This window comes from Acinetobacter sp. YH12155 (assembly GCF_013418255.1).
Taxonomy (GTDB): domain Bacteria; phylum Pseudomonadota; class Gammaproteobacteria; order Pseudomonadales; family Moraxellaceae; genus Acinetobacter; species Acinetobacter indicus.
The window spans coordinates 56,651-78,613 of sequence record NZ_VPCK01000005.1; the positions used below are offsets into that span (position 1 = coordinate 56,651).

The following is a 21,963-nucleotide window of genomic DNA, read 5'->3' on the forward strand; positions in this document are numbered from 1 at the left end:
CTTCGAGTTTAGGCTAATACAATGATTTGCTTGAAAAGAAAGCAATTGTAAGCAAATTTACTTGCCAAGTTTTCCATCCTCCTCTATTATTGCGCACATGCCCGAGTGGTGAAATCGGTAGACACAGGGGATTTAAAATCCCCCGCCCTCAAAGCGTGCCAGTTCGAGTCTGGCCTCGGGCACCATTTTAATAGATCTTAAAATGGTGCAATAAATTACCCAGCGTCAAGCTGGTTTTTTTATGCCCGAAATTTAATAAAAACAGATTGAATAGAAAGAGAAGAAATATAAAAAGAAGAATAAAATATCAGGTCACCCTACTCACCTTGCCAAGCTGTTTTTCAAGCATTTATGCCGCCGATGAATCAAGCATTTAATATGATCAAGAAACGCCCGTACAGCAGAGTAACCTGCTGAGTAGGTCGTGCAGGTAGATGAGAGGACTAAAGCATATCCGAAACAGAGCTGCTATTTACTGGACACCCTGTAAGATTGAGCGATGGAATCATCTCAAACCCAGATCATTCCATCATAAAAAAAGAGAGCGGCTTACCACTCTCGATTCGATACCAGCTCTTCCATTTCCAGCTCAAAATAGCCAGCATCTTGCAGCACCATCATCATCGCTTCGGCAATATAGTCCGCCGCAGTATCATCCAGTGAGGAATCCAGATCTTCAAATTGTGGTTTCATCTTGTTGATAACGTTTACCGTTTCATGTGCGAAGTGATAAATATCAGCCTCGGATAAATTCGGCTTGGCGACTTTTTTCGCAAACTGTTCAATGGACTGTTTGATTTCAGCGACCAGAATATCGGGATAATAGTCATCGTCAAACATGGGGAGAAGTAAATCTGTAAACATACAGGCACTCAAAACTACAAAAGGTCAAATTCAAGACAGGCTATATAGCACAAAGCCCCTGAAAAGCCAAACTGAGCGAGATTTGAATACCTATATGATATAAAGCAGGCTGGTATAGAGCAGCCCTTAAGCCAATTGCATCGCCTGCCAGATTTTAATGGCATCGGCGGTAGCTTTCACATCATGCGCGCGCACCATACAGGCACCCTGCTGAATACTCAGCAAATGCGCAGTAGCTGAACCAACTGCACGTTGCTGTGGCTCTGCGGCATCCAGCACACTGCCAATAAAACGTTTACGCGACAAGGCAGATAAAATTGGATAACCCATGTCAGTCAGTTTATGGAACTCATTTAGCAATTGCAGATTTTGCTGGGCATTTTTGGCAAAACCAAAGCCCGGATCAATCATAATGTTTTCAGCCTTGACCCCGGCATCCAGTGCATCCTGAACCCGTTGCGAGAGTTCACGAATAACATCTGTAGTGACATCTTCATATTGATCCAGATTATTCATGGTGGTTGGCTCACCGCGCATATGCATGATGATCACCGGAATATTTAATTCAGCTGCGGTTTCCAGCGCCTGAGGACGGGTTAAAGCCCGCACATCATTCCAGATATGTGCACCGGCCGCTACTGCCGCACGAATCACTTCCGGCTGTGAAGTATCAATTGAAATCACCACATCCAGTTTGGCCAGCTCCTCGACCACAGGCACCACCCGGCGGATTTCTTCCTCAATTTCCACCACCGCTGCGCCGGGACGGGTCGATTCCCCCCCCACATCAATGACGGTAGCACCTTCAGCAATCATCTGTTTGGCACGGGCAATCGCCTGCTCTTTTTCATTGTGCTGCCCCCCGTCACTAAACGAGTCCGGGGTTACATTCAAGATTCCCATCACATGCGGCTGAGACAGATCCAAAGTTAAAGCTCCAAAGCTCCATTGACGCTGCGGTAATGGCATCAGCTGCATGTTTTTCTCCTCATTCACAATAAGGCAAATATTGTCTTATGGATAATTCAGTAAAGTAAAGCCTTAGATGTCAAACTGCGGCTTATTTGCATATTGCAACAGCTTGGACAGTCGGCTTAATTTCACAAAAGGGATCATTTTTTTCGTCCGACAAAACAGCTGATAGATCCCCTATTAAAGACAGGAGATTATGACTGACCTTGATAACGCCCCGGCCGATGATTGAGGGCCAAAAAGATACCCATAATCACCGCTGCCAAGATAGACCACAACACCTGCTGATACGGCATTACCCCAAAGGCCAATGCAACGACCACACAATCAATGGCCATTTGTACTTTACCGGCACTGATGCCAGCTTTGTCTTGCAAATACAGCGACAAGATGGTGGCGCCGCCCAAACTCGATTGATGCCGGGCCAAAAACAGAATACCAGTTCCCAGCATTAAGCCACCGGCAATGGCGGCAAAAAGTGGATGCAAATAATGAATGTCCAAATATTGCGGCACAATATAGGTCAATAAAGAAAGTAAGGCCACACAAATAAAGGTTTTCAGCGTGAAGCTTTTGCCCAGTCTGCGCCACGCAAACCAGTAAAACGGCAGATTAATCAGAAAATACAGCAAACTAAACGACCAGCCAGTTGCATAGTGCAGCACAAAAGCAATCCCTGCGGTACTCCCGGTCAGCAGACCTGCCTGTTCATACAGAATCAGGGTAATTCCGACAAACAGCGTTCCCGAAAACAGGGCCAGACTGTCATCCATATAACTATGTTTAAGCGGATGCATCGATGGTAGAGGTGCAGCTTTTAGCGCGCTTGGATTAGATTGGTTATTCATGTTGAGAATCCCCTGTTCACCCTGTACTTATGGTCTGTGGTGAATGGCATGTGTGTGCTTGTGGCACGTGGTATTTTTATTGCGTTTTTAATATGACAAAGGATAAAAATTTCTACAATCTTTAATTGTTGTCTTTTCTCCTGTCCGGGTTTATGGCTTGCATAGACCTTTCATCTAACCAATTGGGTCAGGTACCGATAAATACATGCAAATTTCATGCATAAAAAAACCACCCGAAGGTGGTTTTCTTAAAATATTCTTAGTTGGCTGGCAATGGTGGCGGTGTGCTTGGACCATTGCTTGGAGTTACATCAATCACCGGATTTTCTGCAACATATACTTTTGGTGGCTGTGGTTCACGACCTTCCATAATGTCACGAATCTGCTCACGATCAATGGTTTCCCAATCCATCAGCGCTTTTACCATAGCATGGGCAATATCTTTGTTGTTTTCCAGGATATCCCAGGCCACTTTATATTGCTCATCCAGAATGCGGCGCACTTCACGATCCACTTCCAGCTGCGTCGCTTCAGAAATGGTCCGGCTACCCAGGCTGCCCATGAAGGATTGCTGTGAATCATCTTCATAAACCATCACACCTAGTTTGTCCGACATACCGTATTTGGTCACCATGGCACGTGCCATTTTGGTTGCACGCTCAAAGTCGTTCGATGCACCGGTAGATTGCTGATTAATGAAAATTTCTTCAGCAATACGACCACCAAACAGGATTGAAATTTCTTTCAGCATCTTGTCTTTGTAATGGCTGGTCTGGTCAAACTCAGGCAACTGCCAGGTTACACCCAGCGCCCAACCGCGCGGCATAATCGTGACTTTATGCACAGGATCCGTACCCGGCAGCATTTCTGCCACAATGGCATGGCCTGCTTCATGATAAGCCGTCGCACGACGTTCTTCTTCACGAATCACCATCGATTTACGTTCAGGACCCATGTACAGCTTGTCTTTGGCGTCTTCAAAGTCATGCATGTCGACCGTGTTCTTGTTACGACGTGCAGCAAATAGCGCTGCTTCGTTCACCAAGTTGGCCAACTGTGCACCCGAGAAGCCCGGTGTACCACGTGCAAGGACTTTTACATCCACACCTGTGGTTGAAGGCAATTTTTTCAGGTGAACATTCAAGATTTGCTCACGACCTTTAATATCGGGTAAGCCCACCATCACCTGACGGTCAAAACGACCTGGACGTAATAAAGCTTTATCCAGTACATCGGCACGGTTGGTTGCGGCAATGACGATAATACCTTCGTTGCCTTCAAAACCGTCCATTTCGACCAGCATCTGGTTTAAGGTCTGCTCACGCTCATCGTGACCACCACCGGTACCTGAACCACGGTGACGACCGACCGCATCAATCTCATCAATAAAGATAATACATGGCGCGTGGCGTTTCGCCTGCTCGAACATGTCACGGACACGAGAGGCGCCCACACCCACGAACATTTCTACGAAGTCAGAACCTGAAATACTGAAGAATGGCACTTTAGCTTCGCCAGCAATGGCTTTTGCCAGCAAAGTTTTACCGGTACCCGGAGGACCAACCATTAACACGCCTTTCGGAATGGTTGCACCCAAACGTTTAAATTTGGCCGGATCTTTCAGGAAGTCGACAATTTCTACTACTTCCTGTTTGGCTTCATCACAACCTGCAACATCGGCAAAGGTTACTTTAATCTGGTCTTCAGACAGCATTTTCGCTTTGGACTTACCAAAGCTCATTGGGCCGTTTTTACCACCTGCACCGCCACCCATGTTGCGCATAAAGAACATGAATAACAAAATGATTAAAAGTACAGGGAAACTAGCAATGAGTAGTTGCATCAACAAACCTTGACGTTGAGGTGCAGTACCTTCAACAACAACGTTGTTTTCAATGAGGCTCGGCATGAGTTCAGGATCTTGAACCGCCGGACGAATACTTTCAAATGGTGAGCCATTGGCTTTTTCACCACTAATTCTTTCGCCATCAATTGTAACTTTTTTAATTTGACCAGCATCCACCGCCGCAACGAACTCGGAATAGTTCATTGACGTTGGCTTATCACTGCCATTGATGTTACTGAAAATCAGAATCAGTACACCAAGTATAATTAGCCACAATACGGCATTCTTGAAGAGATCGCTCAAAGCTTTATTCCCATATCAATCTAATTTGATCATGCCCTTTACAGGGTGACCTTAATGTTAAAGCTGAAGATCAGCCTACAAAACTCTTAAAAACGTACAAAATGCACAATTTTTAACGGCTTGGCAAGTAAACTTTATTTGAATGCCTTCTTCCGGCCCTGTCCGATCAAAAACACTTCTTTCGAACGTGCACGAGAAGCTGCCGGTTTTGCAGTCTTTAATACATCGAAGCTGTCGACGACCTGTTTGCGAAATTCATCGAAGCCAGAACCCTGGAACACCTTCACAACAAACTGTCCGTTTGGCCCCAGCACTTTTTGCGCAAAGTCCAAAGCCAGTTCACATAAATAGATTTGTCGTGGCTGATCTACTGCTCTATTACCTGATGTATTGGGGGCCATATCGGAAATTACAACGTCTACAGTCCGGCCATTTAAAATATTTAACAATTTTTCAAAAACTTCTTCCTCACGGAAGTCACCTTGCAGGAAGGTCACATCTGGTAAGGCATCCATAGGCAAAATATCCGATGCAATCACCAGCCCTTTGTCACCGACCAGTTTGCCGGCAATTTGCGACCAGCTGCCGGGCGCAGCACCCAGATCGACCACCGTCATGCCGGGTTTGATAATTTTATATTTTTCCTGAATCTCTAGCAGTTTATACGCAGCACGCGCACGATAACCTTCCTTCTGGGCTTTTTTCACGAAAGGGTCATCCAGGTGCTCTCTCATCCACGCACGACTACTTTTGGATAATTTCTGGTTGGTAATGCGTGTTGCCATAACTCTCTAAATATTAAAAACCTTCTAATTTATAATTGTACGTGAAAATTGCCGCGCTTGCAGTACAGATGTGTAGTTAAATGGACGTAGAGGGTGTGATTTTTTCTATTATTTGCATCGATTATTTGCGCAGATTTTACAGCGTTTCAAATTGGGATTTGCTATACTAAGCCGTTTTTAAAATCAGGTTATTTTTATGGCGGCTTTATCTATTCAGGAACGCAAGCGTTTACGTCAAATCGGTCATGCACTCAATCCGGTTGTTATGATTGGCGGACAAGGGCTTACTGAAAATGTCATTGAAGAAACCACGCGTGCGTTAAACGACCACGAACTGATTAAAGTGAAAATTGGCGGTGAAGACCGTGAAGCACGTGCAGCTGTAATTGAGGCAATTGCAGAAGCGACTGGTGCAGAAGTGGTACAGACCATTGGTAAAATTGCCTTGCTGTATAAAAAAGCCAAACCGCAAAATCCAAAATTATCGAACCTGGTTCGTCACGCGCATCTGGCAAAATAATTTTTCCTTATGGCAAGTTATGAACTGAGTGCTTTTGATCGCCGTTTTCAGGCCATCTCCCTGGTCGGGGCGATTGAGCAGCAAAGCCCGTTTAACCTGAATATTGGTTACTGGCTGCGTGATCCGAACCAGTATGTGCAGTGGCCCGATCTGGTGTCTGCGCATCCGCGTCAGGATTTTCTCTGGCAGAACACCTGTTTTGAAGTGTTTATTGGGGTTCATGGGGAAGATTTTTATCGTGAAATTAATCTTTCTCCATCTCAAGCCTGGCAGGCCTATCAGTTTGAGGAATATCGCTATCCGGAAGATATGCCGCCGCAAGCCGCCTATGATATTGAGCTCAACCAGCTGAAACGCACCCATTATGGACTGAATGTCAGTCTGGACTTGGGCGAATTCATGGCCAAGCATAAATTAAAGTGGTCGGATCTGTTCATTGGTTTAACTGCCGTGTTAAACACTTCTGAAGGTGAACACTATTACGCCATGCAGCACAGCAGCCCACAGGCCGATTTTCATAACAAGCGCGATTGGCTGCATCAGTTCTAGGCATTATGTCTGAACTAAAACGCAGTATAAAAAAAGTGAGGCACATGACCTCACTTTTTTATTGCCTGCATCGCACGCACCCGCTACAACACGCCTTAGCTTTTAAGGGTGGTGTCGGTTTCAGAAGCAGGTGCCGCCTCTTTTGCTGGTACAACTTTTTTCCAGGTTTCCAAGGTATGTTCTTTGGAGCGCTTGAAGGTTTCGGTTAACTGGTCTTTATGCTTGACTGAAATCTGGCTGACATCGGCTTTAAGCTCTTTGCCAATTTTATTCAAATCTTCAATCACCGCATTAAACTCGGTTTTCACAAACTCTTTCAGTTCACCAAGATCTTTTTGTGAGCTGCCAAAATGCCCCTTGAGCGATTCAATTTTCTGCAGTAGCTCCTTCTTGAGCTGACTGAGCTGCTCCTGCACGCTGCCATTAAATTTTTTCGCTTCGGTCTGCAGTTTTTCCTGGGTCTCCCCGACTGCTTCAGTAACCTGCTGCTTGGCCTCTTGCGCTGCCTGTTCAAGCTTTTCAGTGCCTTCTGCCACCACGTCTTTTAAGGAGTTTTTAGCCGCTGGCTGTTTTTGTTCTGCTGTCATTGCCGTTCACCCGCCTGTTATTATGAAAGACCACAGCATAGTAGAAACAGATAAAATTTAAGTTTTGATTTGTTAGACAATTATTAAATGCTTACATTTCTGTGACATTGCGTGACAAACATGCTTTTGCACCAAAAGAATACTTTTTTATTGGATATTCCGCTTCAATAACGTGGACTTTTTCAGAGTTGGTGCGTATAATGCGCTGTTAAGTTCAAGCGAGCAGATGTGAGGAGGGTAGGTTGTATAGTAGCCTTCCTTTTTTTTCGTCTACTCGCTTTTTTACAGCCTAAATTTCAGGAGCTTTGGTTTGAGCACCCCCGCCATTTTAGCCCTTGCCGACGGTACGATCTTCAAAGGAACGTCAATCGGTGCATCGGGTAGTACGACTGGTGAAGTCGTTTTTAACACTGCCATGACTGGCTATCAAGAAATTTTGACTGACCCGAGTTATGCACAGCAACTTGTGACTTTAACTTACCCGCATATTGGTAACACAGGTTGTAATGAAGAAGACGCAGAATCTGGTCGTATTCATAAAGTATGGGCCAACGGATTAATCATTCGTGATTTGCCTTTATTGCATAGCAACTTCCGTTCTACACAGTCTTTAGCGGATTACCTGAAGCAACACAATGTGGTTGCCATTGCCGATATCGACACGCGTAAACTGACTCGTATTTTACGTGCAAAAGGTGCGCAAAACGGTTGTATTCTGGCTGGTGAAAATATCACTGAAGAAGAAGCAATTGCAAAAGCACGTGCATTTGGCGGCTTAAACGGTTTAGACCTTGCAAAAGAATGCTGTGACCCGAACGGTTTTGAATGGACCGAAGGCTCATGGGAACTTGGCAAAGGCTTTACTCAACCTGAACTTAAATTCCATGTGGTTGCATACGACTACGGTGTCAAAACCAACATCCTGCGTATGCTGGCAGACCGCGGCTGTAAACTGACCGTTGTGCCTGCACAAACCCCTGCTGCTGACGTACTTGCGTTAAATCCAGATGGCGTGTTCCTGTCGAACGGCCCTGGCGACCCAGCTGCTTGTGATTATGCAATTGAAGCTGTAAAAACTATTGTTGAAACCACCAATCTCCCTGTGTTTGGTATCTGTTTAGGTCACCAGATTCTTGCTCTGGCTTCTGGCGCAAAAACCATGAAAATGGCGCACGGTCACCACGGTGCCAACCATCCTGTACAAAACATCGAAGATGGTACAGTGATGATTACCTCGCAAAACCACGGCTTCGCAGTGGATGAAAGCAACCTGCCAGCAGTCTTGCGTGTTACCCACCGTTCACTGTTCGATGGTACCAACCAGGGTATCCACCGTACAGATAAGCCGGCATTTAGCTTCCAAGGTCACCCTGAAGCCAGCCCAGGTCCACACGACTGTGCCCCACTGTTCGATCATTTCATCGAACTTCTTGAAGCAGCTAAGAAGTAATTAAGGAGCAAATAATGCCAAAGCGTACGGATATTAAAAGCATCTTAATTATTGGTGCTGGTCCTATTGTTATCGGTCAGGCCTGTGAGTTTGACTACTCGGGTGCTCAAGCCTGCAAAGCGCTGCGTGAAGAAGGTTACCGCGTCATTCTGGTGAACTCGAACCCGGCGACGATTATGACTGACCCGGCAATGGCGGATGCAACCTATATCGAGCCAATCACTTGGCAAACCGTTGCAGCGATCATTGAAAAAGAACGTCCAGATGCAGTTTTACCAACCATGGGCGGCCAGACTGCACTGAACTGTGCCCTTGCTCTGGATGCCAACGGTATTTTAGAAAAATACAATGTTGAGCTGATTGGCGCGACTAAAGAAGCGATTGAAAAAGCAGAAGACCGTAAACTGTTTGACGAAGCAATGCGTAAAATTGGTCTGGAATGTCCAAAAGCTGCGATTGCGGAATCTATGGAAGAAGCGCTGGACATTCAGGCGCGCTTCGGTTTCCCTGTGATTATTCGTCCATCATTCACCATGGGTGGTTCTGGTGGCGGTATCGCGTACAACCGCGAAGAATTCCTTGAAATCTGTGAACGTGGTTTCGACCTGTCTCCGACTCACCAGTTATTGATTGATGAATCACTCATTGGCTGGAAAGAATACGAGATGGAAGTTGTTCGTGACAAAAACGACAACTGTATTATCGTCTGTTCAATCGAAAACTTTGACCCAATGGGCGTGCATACTGGTGACTCCATCACAGTTGCTCCGGCACAAACATTGACCGACAAAGAATATCAACTCATGCGTAACGCGTCTTTAGCGGTACTGCGTGAAATTGGTGTAGAAACCGGTGGTTCTAACGTTCAGTTCGGTATTAACCCGAAAGATGGCCGTATGGTTATCATTGAAATGAACCCGCGTGTATCGCGTTCATCTGCCCTTGCGTCTAAAGCAACAGGTTTCCCGATTGCGAAAATCGCAGCGAAACTGGCAGTGGGTTATACCCTGGATGAGCTGAAAAACGACATCACTGGCGGTACAACTCCTGCATCGTTCGAGCCATCAATTGACTACGTTGTAACCAAGGTTCCACGTTTCAACTTCGAAAAATTCCCGCAAGCAGATGCAACACTGACGACTCAGATGAAATCTGTGGGTGAAGTAATGGCAATTGGCCGTAACTTCCAGGAGTCTGTCAACAAAGCCCTTCGTGGTCTAGAAGTCGGTGCTTCTGGTTTTGATGAAAAAATCGAAGTGGGTACTGAAGGTGCGCGCGAGAAAATCCTGCAAGAACTTAAAGTTCCAGGCCCAGAGCGTATCTGGTACGTGGCCGATGCCTTCCGTCATGGCTTCACTTTAGACGAAGTATTTGAAGCGACCAAAATTGACCGCTGGTTCCTGATTCAGATTGAAGACATCATCAATACTGAAAACCAGATCAAAACTTTAGGTTTCGGCGACTTAAACGCAGACAATATCCGTGCGTTCAAACGCAAAGGTTTATCGGATCTGCGTATCGCCAACCTGATGGGTATTTCACAAAAACAATTCCGTAAACACCGCTGGAACCTGGGCGTGACTCCGGTTTACAAACGTGTGGATACATGTGCGGCAGAATTCGAATCTGATACCGCTTATATGTATTCAACTTACGATGAAGAATGTGAATCGAATCCATCTGCGAAAGACAAGATCATGGTCATCGGTGGTGGTCCTAACCGTATTGGTCAGGGTATCGAATTCGATTACTGCTGTGTACACGCGGCGCTTGCGATGCGTGAAGACGGTTATGAAACCATCATGGTGAACTGTAACCCTGAAACGGTTTCTACTGACTATGACACCTCAGATCGTCTGTACTTCGAACCAATTACTTTGGAAGATGTGCTTGAAATCGTGCGTACCGAGAAGCCTAAAGGCATTATCGTACAGTACGGTGGTCAAACACCGCTGAAACTGGCGCGTGCGTTAGAAGAGGCTGGTGCACCAATCATTGGTACATCTCCAGATGCGATTGACCGTGCCGAAGACCGTGAACGTTTCCAGCAAATGATTCAACGTCTGCAACTGCGTCAACCAAACAACAGCATCGTAAAATCTGCTGAAGAAGGTATTGCTGAAGCGGCGAAAGTGGGCTATCCACTGGTGGTACGTCCATCATACGTACTAGGTGGCCGTGCGATGGAAATCGTGTACAACGAAGAAGAGTTAAAGCGTTACTTACGTGATGCCGTTCAAGCGTCTAATGATGCCCCTGTTCTTCTTGACCGCTTCCTGGATGATGCGATTGAAGTTGACGTAGACTGCGTATCTGACGGTAAGGATGTGGTGATCGGCGGGATCATGCAGCACATTGAACAAGCGGGTATTCACTCAGGTGACTCTGCATGTTCGATTCCACCTTACTCGTTATCAAACGAAGTACAGGACGAAATGCGTCGTCAAACCGTAGCGATGGCCAAAGAGCTGGGTGTTATCGGTTTAATGAACGTACAGTTCGCGGTAAAAGGCGATGACGTTTACATCTTAGAAGTGAACCCACGTGCATCTCGTACCGTGCCGTTCGTATCTAAGTGTATCGGTGAATCATTAGCGAAAATTGCTGCACGTTGTATGGCGGGTCAATCTCTGGAGTCGCAAGGCTTCACGACCGAGATTATTCCTGAACACTTCTCTGTTAAAGAAGCGGTGTTCCCATTCAACAAGTTCCCGGGTGTTGACCCAATCCTTGGCCCTGAAATGAAATCGACAGGCGAAGTGATGGGTGTGGGTAAAACTTTTGGTGAAGCATTCTACAAAGCTGTGTTAGGCTCGAATGAACGCTTACCAGGTCTGCCAACCGAAGGCGAAATCAAGCATGCTTTCATTTCGGTACGTGATTCTGATAAACCACGTGCCGCAGGCATTGCCAAACAGCTTGCAGACTTTGGCTTCAAAATTATCGCTACCGGCGGTACTTATGATGTGATCAAAGCCGCAGGAATTGAATGTGAACGTGTGAATAAAGTAACCGAAGGTCGTCCGAATATTGTGGACCGCTTGAAAAATGGCGAAATTCACCTCATTATCAATACCACTGAAGGCAAACAAGCGCAGCAGGATTCATTCTCAATCCGCCGTTCTGCCCTGCAAGGTAAGGTCTATCATACGACTACCCTGAATGGTGCCGATGCGGTATGCCAAGCGTTAGCCATTAAATTGCCGATGGATGTTTATCGTTTGCAAGATTTAAGCAAAGGTTAATTGTCTACCGAGAAGTCCCGTCACCTCTCGGTGGCGGGCTTTTTTTCATTTATAGAGCTGTATTTTTCTAATATTCAACTTGAGGGACAACAATGCAACGTTATCCTATGACTCCTGAAGGCAAAGTCGCCTTAGAGAAAGAATTACACCAGTTAAAAACTGTTGAACGCCCACGTATTACTGCTGCGATTGCAGAAGCACGTGAACACGGCGACCTAAAAGAAAATGCAGAGTATCATGCAGCACGTGAGCAGCAAGGTTTCTGTGAGGGGCGTATTCAAGACATCGAAGGTAAACTCGGTGCTTGCCAAGTCATTGATGTAAAAGAACTTGAGCAAAATGGTCGTGTTGTATTTGGGGTAACAGTAACCATTGAAAACCTTGACACAGAAGAACGTAAAACTTACAAAATTGTAGGTGATGATGAAGCAGATTTTAAAATTAATAAAATCTCTGTGAACTCTCCTATTGCTCGTGGTCTTTTAGGTAAAAATGAAGGCGATGAAGCAAAAATTGTAACACCACAAGGTGAAGTTGAGTACGAAATCGTCAGCGTTGAATACATCTAATCCTTAGATGGTTTGACATCCCAAAGCCCCTCTTCTGAGGGGTTTTTTTATTATCTTTCAAACAAAAGTTCACGAAAAAATTACAGCAAATGTATATGCTTTAATAGTCAATATTTTTCTATAAATTTTAAAATGCAGCTTATTTGGTTCCGTCAAGATTTAAGAATTCATGATCATGCAGCTCTTTGGCATACTCGCGAAGCTGGCCCTTGCATTGCCTTAGTCGTGCTATCGCCAAAACAATGGCAAGTGCACAATGATGCGCTAATTAAAATTGACTTCTATTTAAGACAACTGAATCATCTAAAAAATGAACTTGCCACGTTAAATATTCCACTTGTTATTTTAACTATTCCATTATGGAAAGACCTGCCAAATCAATTATTAAGCTTATGCCAAAATCATAATATTCAAGCTGTTCATGCCGATATAGAATTGGGTGTAAATGAATTAAAACGCGATGCTCAAACTCAACAGCTATTAGAAAAGAATAATATTCGTTTTGAGTTGTATCATGACCGAACTATTTTCCCTGTTGGAAGCATTCGTAATAAAACTGGTCATCCATATCAAGTATTTGGTGCATTTAAAAAGCAATGCTATGAGAAACTCAGCATAAGCTTGCCACAATGCTACCCAACTATTGAGGTTCAAAAACCAATTCCACAGCACAATGACTTTACAAGAGAAGTTCCACAATTAAGTGATATTTACTCAGATTCAGAAGAAAAAGTAATCAGCGAAAACCTACAAAATCTTTGGCAAATTGGTGAGCATCATGCTTGGGAACTTTTAGATGAGTTTATTGAAAATCAAGTTGAGTATTATCATATTGAACGTGATTTCCCGAATTTGAATAGCACGAGTAAACTTGCAGCTTATTTAAATATTGGCATTCTTTCTATTCGCCAATGTTTACAAGCTTTGTTTCGCCACAGTCACGGCTGTATGGAATTTGAAAACAATGGGCAACAAATTTGGTTAAATGAACTCCTTTGGCGTGAGTTTTATCAGCATATTTTATTCGACTACCCTCGCGTATCGAAAAACTTACCATTTAAATTAGACACTCAACGCATTGTATGGCGCAATGCTCCTGAAGATTTACAGGCTTGGCAGCATGGGCAAACAGGTATCCCAATTGTAGATGCTGGCATGCGACAGTTACTTGCAACGGGTTGGATGCATAACCGTGTTCGTATGATTTGCGCGATGTTTTTAAGCAAAAATTTACTGATAGATTGGCGTTTAGGCGAATCATGGTTTATGCAGCATTTAATTGATAGTGATTTGGCTGCCAATAACGGTGGATGGCAGTGGTGTGCATCTACAGGAACAGATGCTGCACCGTATTTCCGTATTTTCAACCCTGTAAGTCAGTCGCAAAAGTTTGATGCAAATGGCGATTATATTCGTCAATGGGTACCTGAAATTTCACATTTAAATGCGAAACAAATTCACGAACCTTATGCGAAAAATCCACAACTAAAATTGGATTATCCAAAGCCGATTGTAGATTTAAAAAGCAGTCGTGTTCGTGCAATTGAGGCCTTTAAGCATTTGAGTTAACTTCGGCTATAATGGCGTTACGCTTGTTCTTTGATTGCTCTTATGGCTGAACCCTTAATTAATTCCCCTGTTAAGCATTGGTGTGAATTCGAATTTATTTCTAAAACTATGAAAAACCCTAATATTCACATTAAGGGAAACTATTCTTATTATTCTGCTTATTGGGATCAGGGTTTTGAGCGTTGTGTTGTGCGTTATTTGCATGACAAGCCTTCTACGCCTGAGAAGCCAATTGATCAGCTTTATATTGGCAATTTCGTGTGTTTTGGGGCGGAATGCGTGATTATGATGGGCGGTAATCAGTTACACCGAACTGACTGGATTTCTGCCTTTCCGTTTGATACGCGCAGTTTTGTACCTGCTGGCGATACTGTTATTGGTGATGGTTGCTGGATTGGCTCACGTGCCATGATTATGCAAGGCGTGACGCTGGGTGAAGGTGCAATTGTGGCAACTGGTGCGGTCGTAACAAAAGACGTTCCACCTTATGCCGTGGTGGGAGGAGTTCCTGCCAAAATTATTAAATATCGCTTTCCACAAGAAGATATAGAAAAACTGCTTTCCCTTAAAATTTACGAGATGGATGAAAAGCAGTTTTTAAAGATGCGGGAACAGTTGCAGACAGAGGATGTTGCTGCTTTGGTTGATTATTTCAAAGACTGCTGATTATTCCCTTGGACTTTTGCTTAGGCCAAGCATCAGGTCAAAACTTTCATCTAATCGATATTAAAACTCAAAAAACCTGAGCTAAACACATTCTAAAGCCAGACTTAATGAAATAAGCCTTCAACTTTAGTGTAAACTGCTGATTAATTACTCAAAAACATGTTAAATTAGAAAGGCTTAAACTTTCTTAAAAAAATAATTATCCCTATGAAATTACTGGGTTTTATTATTTAAAAATAAGCGCTAAGATAACATTAAGGCAATAGAAAGTGTTCCCTCAATTTTTTATTGTTGAATGACACAATAAGGAGAAATAACGATGGCATTTCAACACATTTTAGTTCCAGTGGACGGTTCTGAAACTTCTTACGCAGCAGTTGCCAAAGCAGTCGAGCTTGCCAAAGCTTTCGGCAGTAAAGTAACCGTTGCACAGGTGTTAACACTCGATCCATATATTGCATCAGAATACATTTCAGCAGGCCAGACCAATGACCTGATTGAACGTGCGCGTGTGTCTATTCTCAAAACACTGGATGAAGCCAAAGCAAAATTCCAGGAACAAGGTGTAGCAGTTGAGTCTCGTCTGCTTGAAGGTCAAGTGATTCATCGTGAAATTGCACGTGCTGCAACTGAAATGAATGCAGACCTGATTGTGATGGGTTCTCATGGCCGTACCGGTTTGAAAAAGTTATTCCTCGGTAGCGTCGCGCAAAGCGTACTGGGCGAAGGTAATGTTCCTGTACTCATCGTACGTTAATCTTTCCTCCAGAAAATTCCCTGTACCTGCGGGTATGGGGAATTTTTTATTTTTAGGGCTGCCATTGATACTGCTTTAAGCTCACCTTGTTATTCAGGACCACTACACCCTCCTGTATCAGTTTTAACGCCTGTATATTTTCACCCTGCGCATTGATTTTGCTTAGGCTAATTTTCCCTTGCGCATTTAGCACCCGATGCCATGGCAACACATGCCCCGGTGCCAGATGTTTCAGTACATAACCCACCAGACGCGCATGTTTCGGCAAACCGGCCAGTTTTGCAATCTGACCATAGGTGGCAACTTTACCAGGTGGAATCTGGGCAATCACCGCGGTGATATAAGCGGCCAACTCCTGACTGGGACGTGCTGGAATAGACATAAAAAGAATCTTAGAGTGTTGAAATCTATTGGGATGAAAAGCTGTGCTGGTTAGAAAAGCTGGGCTTAAAAAACTAGAGGACATGCAGTTGCACATCCTCCTGTATTCACCTTGAGTTAAAAAGCGGATGCAACGCTTTAGATGGCTTGTCCAAAGGTATCGCAATCATTCATATTGCCCGACTTCAGACCAGTATTAAACCATTGCACGCGCTGGGCACTGGTACCATGGGTAAAGCTATCCGGCACTACTTGTCCACTCGAACGTTTCTGCAAATAGTCATCACCAATTTTATGTGCGGCATCCATCGCTTCCTGTACATCGCCCTGTTCCAGGAATTGAGTACGCTGATGGTTATGATGCGCCCAGACACCGGCCAGACAATCGGCCTGAAGTTCCTGACGAACCGATAACTGGTTGCCTTCGACCTGACTGGCACGCTGACGCATCTGCTGTACCTGTCCGGAAATCCCCAGAATGGTCTGAATATGATGGCCGACTTCATGTGCAATCACATAAGCCTGGGCAAAATCTCCAGCCTGATCCTGACGCGATAATTCGGTCTGGTTCTGCTCGCCGGAAATTCCCATCTGGGTGCGCATATCTTTAAAGAAACCAGTATCTAAATAGACTTTCTGATCGGCCGGGCAATAAAACGGCCCCATGGCAGCGCTGGCATTGCCACAGGCGGAACTGACCGCACCATTAAACATCACCAGTTTGGGTGGCACATATTGCTGGTTCAGCTGCTGGGCAAACACCTGCGTCCAGGTATCTTCGGTATCGGCCAGAATGGTACCAATAAACTCCATCGATTCCTGCTGCTCCGGCGTCGGATTTTCCAGACCACGCGTTTCCGCGCTCTGCCCCTGATTGGTCACCTGTTTGGTGGCCTGATAGGCTGTTTGCGGATCGACCCCAAAAAACTTCCAGGCCACAAAAGCCACCACCAGACCCAGAATACTGATCCCGCCGGCTTTGGCACCGCCACCACCGCGACGATCTTCTACATTGCTACTGACGCGACGACCTTTCCAACGCATAGCAATCTCCTTATTATCTTTATCTCTTGGCTAGAATTTTACATAGTTTAAGAGGCTTTGGAACGTGGCCAGACCTTTTTCACCAGACCAATTAGCGCCACCACAATCAAACCGGCAATAAAGCCCACAGCGAAATTGATCAAGGTTGGAGTAAGCGCACCAAAAATACTGCCGATATTGGGAATTTCCTGCACGTATTCCACACTGTCTTCGGTAAAGTGATGTACCAATGGAATAGCGTGGTTGATAATCCCGCCGCCCACCAGGAACATGGCCAGAGTCCCGACAATCGACAGGATTTTCATCAAGATTGGCGCAAAGGCCAACAAGCCGCGCCCGACCGACTGTTTAGAATTAGAAGCCTGTTCCGAGAGATGCAGCCCAATATCATCAATCTTGACAATAAATGCCACTAACCCATAGACCCCAATGGTCATGGCGATGGCAATAATACTCAGCACTGTGACTTTTACACCAAAGGCCGCGGTAGCTACAGTACCCAAGGAAATGACAATAATCTCTGCCGAGAGAATAAAGTCGGTCCGGACTGCCCCTTTGATTTTTTCATTTTCAAACGTGGCCAGATCGGTTTCGGTTTTAATTAATTCCTGCTGCGCTTCTTCGGCAGTTTTGGCTTTTTTCTTGTGCAAGGAATGCAGGACTTTTTCAACCCCTTCATAACATAAGAATAAACCGCCCACGACCAGTAACGGGTTAATCAGCCACGGCGCCACCACGCTAATCAGTAGAGCTAAAGGCACCAGAATCAGTTTATTGACAAAAGAACCTTTGGCCACGCGCCAGACCACCGGCAGTTCCCGCTCCGAACGTACACCGCTGACCTGCTGGGCATTCAGGGCCAGATCATCACCGAGTACACCGGCCGTTTTCTTTGCGGCCATTTTACTCATGACCGCCACATCATCTAAAACAGTGGCAATATCATCTAATAATAGTAATAAGCTACTCGCCATAATTTTTATCCTTATCGTGTTCTAGGCTTATTCTAAGGAGAAATCTTCCAAAACTTTGTATTTACTTCATTAATAAATCTTTAAAATTTCCAGACAATTGTTGATTCTGTTCGGCTTATCCCGTGACATTCAAAAATATTATGCCGTACAATGTAGCCCAATCATCGGTATAGAAATGTCGTAACAACGACTTGGAAGAGATAATGAGTAATCAAGATAATCGTCCTGTTATTTTGACTGGCGACCGTCCAACCGGACAACTTCACCTCGGTCATTTTGTAGGTTCTTTACGTTCACGTGTAGGTTTACAGGATTCTCACCATCAACATCTTTTACTTGCCGATGCTCAAGCCCTGACTGATAACGCCGACAACTTTGAAAAAGTACGTCGTAATATTATTGAAGTGGCGACCGATTACCTGGCCGTGGGCATTGACCCGACCAAAACCACCATTTGTGTTCAGTCTTGCCTGCCGGCCTTGAATGAACTGACCATGCTGTATTTAAACTTTGTCACTGTGGCACGTTTAGAGCGCAACCCGACCATTAAATCTGAAATTCAGATGCGTGGTTTTGAACGTGATATTCCAGCTGGTTTCCTGTGCTATCCAGTTGCCCAAGCGGCCGATATTACCGCGTTTAAAGCGACTGTAGTGCCCGTGGGTGAAGATCAGATTCCTATGATCGAACAGACCAACGAAATTGTACGCCGCATTAACCGTCAGGTAGGTCAGGACCTGCTGCCTGAATGTAAAGCACTGCTGTCGAATGTTGGCCGTTTACCTGGTTTTGATGGTAAAGCCAAAATGTCAAAATCATTGGGCAACACCATTGTGCTCGATGCTACTGACAAAGACATTAAAAAAGCAGTAAATGCCATGTACACCGACCCGAACCACCTCCGCATTGAAGATCCGGGTCAGGTTGAAGGCAACGTGGTATTTACCTACCTAGATGCTTTCGATCCGAACAAAGAAGAACTGGAAGAATTAAAAGCCCATTATCGCCGTGGTGGTCTGGGTGATGGTACCGTGAAAAAACGTCTGGAAGGCATTTTAAAAGAGCTGATTGGTCCAATCCGTGAACGCCGTTTAGAACTGGCCAAAGATCCGGATTACATCATGGATATCTTAAAGACCGGTACCGATAAGTGCCGTGACATTACTCAAGCCACTTTAGATGAAGTTAAAGCCGGTTTAGGGGTGTTCCGCTTCTAAGCCCCATGCTGATCTTGAAAAGCCTTTCCTCGCGAAAGGCTTTTTTATGCTACGTTTACAATGATGGAGAAAATATGGAGAGAAATGTCACACAATTTTTATAGAAGCAACAATCTTTAACATGAATTTACCTGAACGCTGCTGAACCCTGCCTCATGACGGCGTATTCTAGTCATATGTTCTAGGAGCAATCCTAATTCATAACATTTCTCCTTTACCGAAACTGTGCAAGCAGATTCGTTGTTCTACGCAATGATCACCCCAATCATTGCGTATTTTTTTTGCCTAAAATATGCAGGTTTTTTAGACAAAAACGCGGCCTAATGCTATGCTAGGCGCATTCAATAATAATATATATTTTGAATATCAATAATTTAAACACAACAGAACAATAGAGTATTCAGTTATGTGGGATTTGCTCACTCACCCTTCCAATCTGATTTTTAGTGTCTGTATCTGCCTGCTGTTTTTCTTTGCCCTGCTGGAAGTGTTTCTGTTACTGGCCGGTGGCGGCAGTCAGGGCATTCTGGACCAGTTCCTGCCAGATGACTTAATTCCGCATAAAGATGTGGAAGTGAATATTGATGGTTCTAGTGGCCTGTTGGTCCAGTTTTTAGACTGGCTGTACATTGGCCGGGTACCGCTGCTGATCTGGCTGATTATTTTCCTGACCTTATATGGTCTGTCTGGCCTGATTTTACAATCGGTACTGTTTCAATGGACTGGACAATATATTACCGCCTGGATAATGGCACCGGCCTGTCTGTTTCTGAGCATGCCCCTGGTGCGTTATAGCGCCATGCTGATTGCCCGCATTTTACCGCAAGATGAAACCACCGCCATTTATAGTGACGAGCTGATTGGCCGCACAGCCACCATTATTTTAGGTGTGGCTACTCCCAATTCTCCGGCAGAAGCCAAAGTGCAGGATCAGCATGGTCTGACCCACTATATTCTGGTAGAACCGGAACAGGACGAAAGTTTTCAACAGGGTCAATCCGTAATTTTAACGGGGAGAACCAAAATTGGCTTTTATGCCATGCATTTAAATTAACAACTGAAAAACACAAGAGATAACAATGTTAAGTTCAAATATGTATAACGTCTTGATTATTGCCGGAATTATTTTCCTGGCCTTATTTGTGATTGGTTTAATCCTGGCCCGCCTGTATCGCCGCTCTAGCAAGGAAATTTCCTTTGTGCGTACCGGTTTTGGCGGTGAGCATGTCATTCTCGGCGGGGGGGCGATTGTGTTACCGGTGCTGCATGAAATTATTCCGGTCAATATGAATACCCTGCGTCTGGAAGTGCGCCGTGCTGAAGATCAGGCCCTGATTACCCGCGACCGTATGCGTGTCGATGTCATGGCCGAATTTTATGTGCGGGTTAAACCGACCGCTGAATCTATTGCCACCGCAGCACAAACGCTGGGGCAAAAAACCATGTCCCCGAATGAATTAAAAAATCTGGTCGAAGGTAAATTTGTCGATTCTTTACGTGCCGTAGCCGCAGAAATGGCGATGGAAGAACTACATGAAAAACGCGTCGACTTCGTGCAGAAAGTGCAGCAGGTGGTATCGGAAGATCTGTTTAAAAACGGTCTGGAACTGGAAACTGTATCTTTAACCGGACTGGATCAGACCAGTTTCCGCTACTTTAACCCGCAAAATGCTTTCGATGCCGAAGGTCTGACCAAATTAACCGAAACCATTGAAGACCGTCGTCGTAAACGTAACGACATTGAACAGGATGCCGACTTAGCCATTAAAGCCAAAAACCTGGAAGCCGAACAGGCGCGCCTGCAGATTCTTCGTGAAGAAGAATATGCCAAGTTACAGCAAGAACGTGAAATTTCGGTACGCCGTGCTGAACAGCTGGCGGAAATTGCAGCCCAGGAAGCAGCCAAAAAACGTGAAGCGGAAGAAGCCCGCATTGCTGCTGAACGTGAAATTGAACTGAAACGGATTGGCTCAGCACGTGATGTCGCCAATGAAAATATTTTAAAAGAACAGCTAGTCCAAAAAGCCCAAGTGGAACAGAAGAAAACCATTGAGCTGGCCGAACAGGACCGCGCCATTGCCATTGCGGAAAAATCCCGTGCCGAATCTGAAGCCAAAGCGCAGGCCGATTTAGCCCGTGCTCAAGCGGTAAAAGCAGAAGAAGAAGTGATTACCGTACGTGAAACCCAGCGCGCAGAACGTGCCAAGGCAGTCGAGCTGGTGGCTGCCAAGCAGGCCGCTGAAAAAGATGCGATTGCCATTACCGTTGCTGCTGAAGCCGGCAAACAGGCGGCGGTCGATGAAGCGGAAGCGGTGCGGATTACCGCAGAAGCCAATGCAGAACAGCTGCGTTTAAAAGCGCGTGGTGAAGCCGATGCCAAAGTCCTGCTGGCACAAGCGATGGAAAAACAGTATCAGGTTGATGCTGAAGGTACCCGTGCAGTCAACGAAGCCAATAACATCCTGTCGACGGAACAGGTCGAAATGCAGGTACGTCTGGCCATGCTGAAATACCTGCCAGAAATTATCCGTGAAAGCGTCAAGCCAATGGAAAATATTGATGACATCAAGATTCTGCACGTCAATGGTTTAAATGGGATGGGCAGCGCACATGTCGATGGCAGCGAACACGGTCATGGTCAAGTGGCCCTGTCTGATCAGGTGGTGAACAGTGCCCTGCGCTATCGTTCGCAAGCGCCGTTAATTGACAGCCTGATGAGTGAACTGGGTATTCATGGCGGTGATATTAACGGTCTGACCCAAAGCCTGAAATCTCAGCCGAAAATCAATCAGGAAACTTCATCAACTTAAATGAGGT

At 45.1% G+C, this 21,963-nt stretch carries 20 protein-coding genes and 1 tRNA gene; 12 read left to right on the forward strand and 9 right to left on the reverse strand.

Annotation, left to right across the window (positions count from 1 at the left end; genetic code table 11):
* The first annotated feature begins 99 nt into the window (after positions 1 to 99).
* Positions 100 to 185 (forward strand) — tRNA-Leu (locus FTU86_RS04420).
* 364 nt (positions 186 to 549) lie between these two features.
* Here FTU86_RS04420 and FTU86_RS04425 read toward each other — a convergent pair.
* From FTU86_RS04425 to rlmE, 5 genes are all read right to left on the reverse strand, one after another.
* Positions 550 to 864, reverse strand: a complete 315-nt coding sequence (locus FTU86_RS04425) for a DUF5713 family protein (protein WP_045796482.1) — start codon at positions 862 to 864, stop codon at positions 550 to 552.
* Between the two features lie 126 nt (positions 865 to 990).
* A complete protein-coding gene (gene folP, locus FTU86_RS04430) occupies positions 991 to 1,842 on the reverse strand; it encodes a dihydropteroate synthase (RefSeq protein ID WP_104471725.1) in 852 nt (283 codons plus the stop codon).
* Positions 1,843 to 2,030: 188 nt separating this feature from the next.
* A complete protein-coding gene (locus FTU86_RS04435) occupies positions 2,031 to 2,684 on the reverse strand; it encodes a YitT family protein (RefSeq protein ID WP_016659947.1) in 654 nt (217 codons plus the stop codon).
* A 259-nt stretch (positions 2,685 to 2,943) separates the two neighbouring features.
* Positions 2,944 to 4,833 carry an ATP-dependent zinc metalloprotease FtsH gene (gene ftsH / locus FTU86_RS04440; RefSeq protein WP_005176319.1) on the reverse strand — a complete coding sequence of 630 codons (1,890 nt, stop codon included), beginning with the start codon at positions 4,831 to 4,833 and terminating at the stop codon, positions 2,944 to 2,946.
* A gap of 134 nt (positions 4,834 to 4,967) precedes the next feature.
* Positions 4,968 to 5,618 carry a 23S rRNA (uridine(2552)-2'-O)-methyltransferase RlmE gene (gene rlmE, locus FTU86_RS04445; protein WP_005176316.1) on the reverse strand — a complete coding sequence of 217 codons (651 nt, stop codon included), beginning with the start codon at positions 5,616 to 5,618 and terminating at the stop codon, positions 4,968 to 4,970.
* A 196-nt stretch (positions 5,619 to 5,814) separates the two neighbouring features.
* Between rlmE and yhbY the strand changes: the two genes are divergently transcribed.
* The gene (gene yhbY / locus FTU86_RS04450) at positions 5,815 to 6,138 is read left to right on the forward strand and encodes a ribosome assembly RNA-binding protein YhbY (protein ID WP_005176314.1); all 324 of its coding nucleotides are present in this window, start codon (positions 5,815 to 5,817) and stop codon (positions 6,136 to 6,138) included.
* 9 nt (positions 6,139 to 6,147) lie between these two features.
* Entirely contained in the window at positions 6,148 to 6,687 is a 540-nt protein-coding gene (locus FTU86_RS04455; protein WP_075167187.1) for a DOMON-like domain-containing protein, read from the forward strand.
* A 95-nt stretch (positions 6,688 to 6,782) separates the two neighbouring features.
* Here FTU86_RS04455 and FTU86_RS04460 read toward each other — a convergent pair whose 3' ends face one another.
* Positions 6,783 to 7,274, reverse strand: a complete 492-nt coding sequence (locus FTU86_RS04460) for a hypothetical protein (RefSeq protein WP_160243447.1) — start codon at positions 7,272 to 7,274, stop codon at positions 6,783 to 6,785.
* A gap of 310 nt (positions 7,275 to 7,584) precedes the next feature.
* Here FTU86_RS04460 and carA point away from each other — a divergent pair, with 310 nt between their 5' ends.
* The 6 genes from carA (at position 7,585) to FTU86_RS04490 (ending at position 15,530) form a co-directional block, all read left to right on the forward strand.
* A complete protein-coding gene (carA, locus tag FTU86_RS04465; RefSeq protein ID WP_005176309.1) occupies positions 7,585 to 8,724 on the forward strand; it encodes a glutamine-hydrolyzing carbamoyl-phosphate synthase small subunit in 1,140 nt (379 codons plus the stop codon).
* A 14-nt stretch (positions 8,725 to 8,738) separates the two neighbouring features.
* A complete protein-coding gene (carB, locus tag FTU86_RS04470) occupies positions 8,739 to 11,969 on the forward strand; it encodes a carbamoyl-phosphate synthase large subunit (RefSeq protein ID WP_016659941.1) in 3,231 nt (1,076 codons plus the stop codon).
* Positions 11,970 to 12,061: 92 nt separating this feature from the next.
* Positions 12,062 to 12,538, forward strand: a complete 477-nt coding sequence (gene greA, locus FTU86_RS04475) for a transcription elongation factor GreA (RefSeq protein WP_016659940.1) — start codon at positions 12,062 to 12,064, stop codon at positions 12,536 to 12,538.
* 132 nt (positions 12,539 to 12,670) lie between these two features.
* Positions 12,671 to 14,107 carry a deoxyribodipyrimidine photo-lyase gene (locus tag FTU86_RS04480; protein WP_016659939.1) on the forward strand — a complete coding sequence of 479 codons (1,437 nt, stop codon included), beginning with the start codon at positions 12,671 to 12,673 and terminating at the stop codon, positions 14,105 to 14,107.
* Between the two features lie 42 nt (positions 14,108 to 14,149).
* Positions 14,150 to 14,773, forward strand: a complete 624-nt coding sequence (locus FTU86_RS04485; protein ID WP_005176296.1) for a CatB-related O-acetyltransferase — start codon at positions 14,150 to 14,152, stop codon at positions 14,771 to 14,773.
* A 319-nt stretch (positions 14,774 to 15,092) separates the two neighbouring features.
* Positions 15,093 to 15,530 carry a universal stress protein gene (locus tag FTU86_RS04490; RefSeq protein ID WP_005176293.1) on the forward strand — a complete coding sequence of 146 codons (438 nt, stop codon included), beginning with the start codon at positions 15,093 to 15,095 and terminating at the stop codon, positions 15,528 to 15,530.
* Positions 15,531 to 15,582: 52 nt separating this feature from the next.
* Here the strand turns inward: FTU86_RS04490 and FTU86_RS04495 are convergent, their stop codons facing one another.
* From FTU86_RS04495 to FTU86_RS04505, 3 genes are all read right to left on the reverse strand, one after another.
* Entirely contained in the window at positions 15,583 to 15,912 is a 330-nt protein-coding gene (locus tag FTU86_RS04495) for an MGMT family protein (RefSeq protein ID WP_168390664.1), read from the reverse strand.
* Between the two features lie 137 nt (positions 15,913 to 16,049).
* A complete protein-coding gene (locus tag FTU86_RS04500) occupies positions 16,050 to 16,955 on the reverse strand; it encodes a neutral zinc metallopeptidase (RefSeq protein WP_005176288.1) in 906 nt (301 codons plus the stop codon).
* A gap of 47 nt (positions 16,956 to 17,002) precedes the next feature.
* Complete coding sequence (locus FTU86_RS04505; RefSeq protein WP_180036416.1) at positions 17,003 to 17,929, reverse strand: DUF808 domain-containing protein; 927 nt, start codon at positions 17,927 to 17,929, stop codon at positions 17,003 to 17,005.
* A gap of 203 nt (positions 17,930 to 18,132) precedes the next feature.
* Here FTU86_RS04505 and trpS point away from each other — a divergent pair, with 203 nt between their 5' ends.
* From trpS to FTU86_RS04520, 3 genes are all read left to right on the forward strand, one after another.
* The gene (gene trpS / locus FTU86_RS04510; protein ID WP_005176282.1) at positions 18,133 to 19,146 is read left to right on the forward strand and encodes a tryptophan--tRNA ligase; all 1,014 of its coding nucleotides are present in this window, start codon (positions 18,133 to 18,135) and stop codon (positions 19,144 to 19,146) included.
* A gap of 406 nt (positions 19,147 to 19,552) precedes the next feature.
* Positions 19,553 to 20,200, forward strand: a complete 648-nt coding sequence (locus FTU86_RS04515; protein WP_045796468.1) for a YqiJ family protein — start codon at positions 19,553 to 19,555, stop codon at positions 20,198 to 20,200.
* Positions 20,201 to 20,225: 25 nt separating this feature from the next.
* Positions 20,226 to 21,956, forward strand: coding sequence for a flotillin family protein (locus FTU86_RS04520; RefSeq protein WP_127798958.1), 1,731 nt, complete (start codon positions 20,226 to 20,228; stop codon positions 21,954 to 21,956).
* Positions 21,957 to 21,963: the final 7 nt, after the last annotated feature.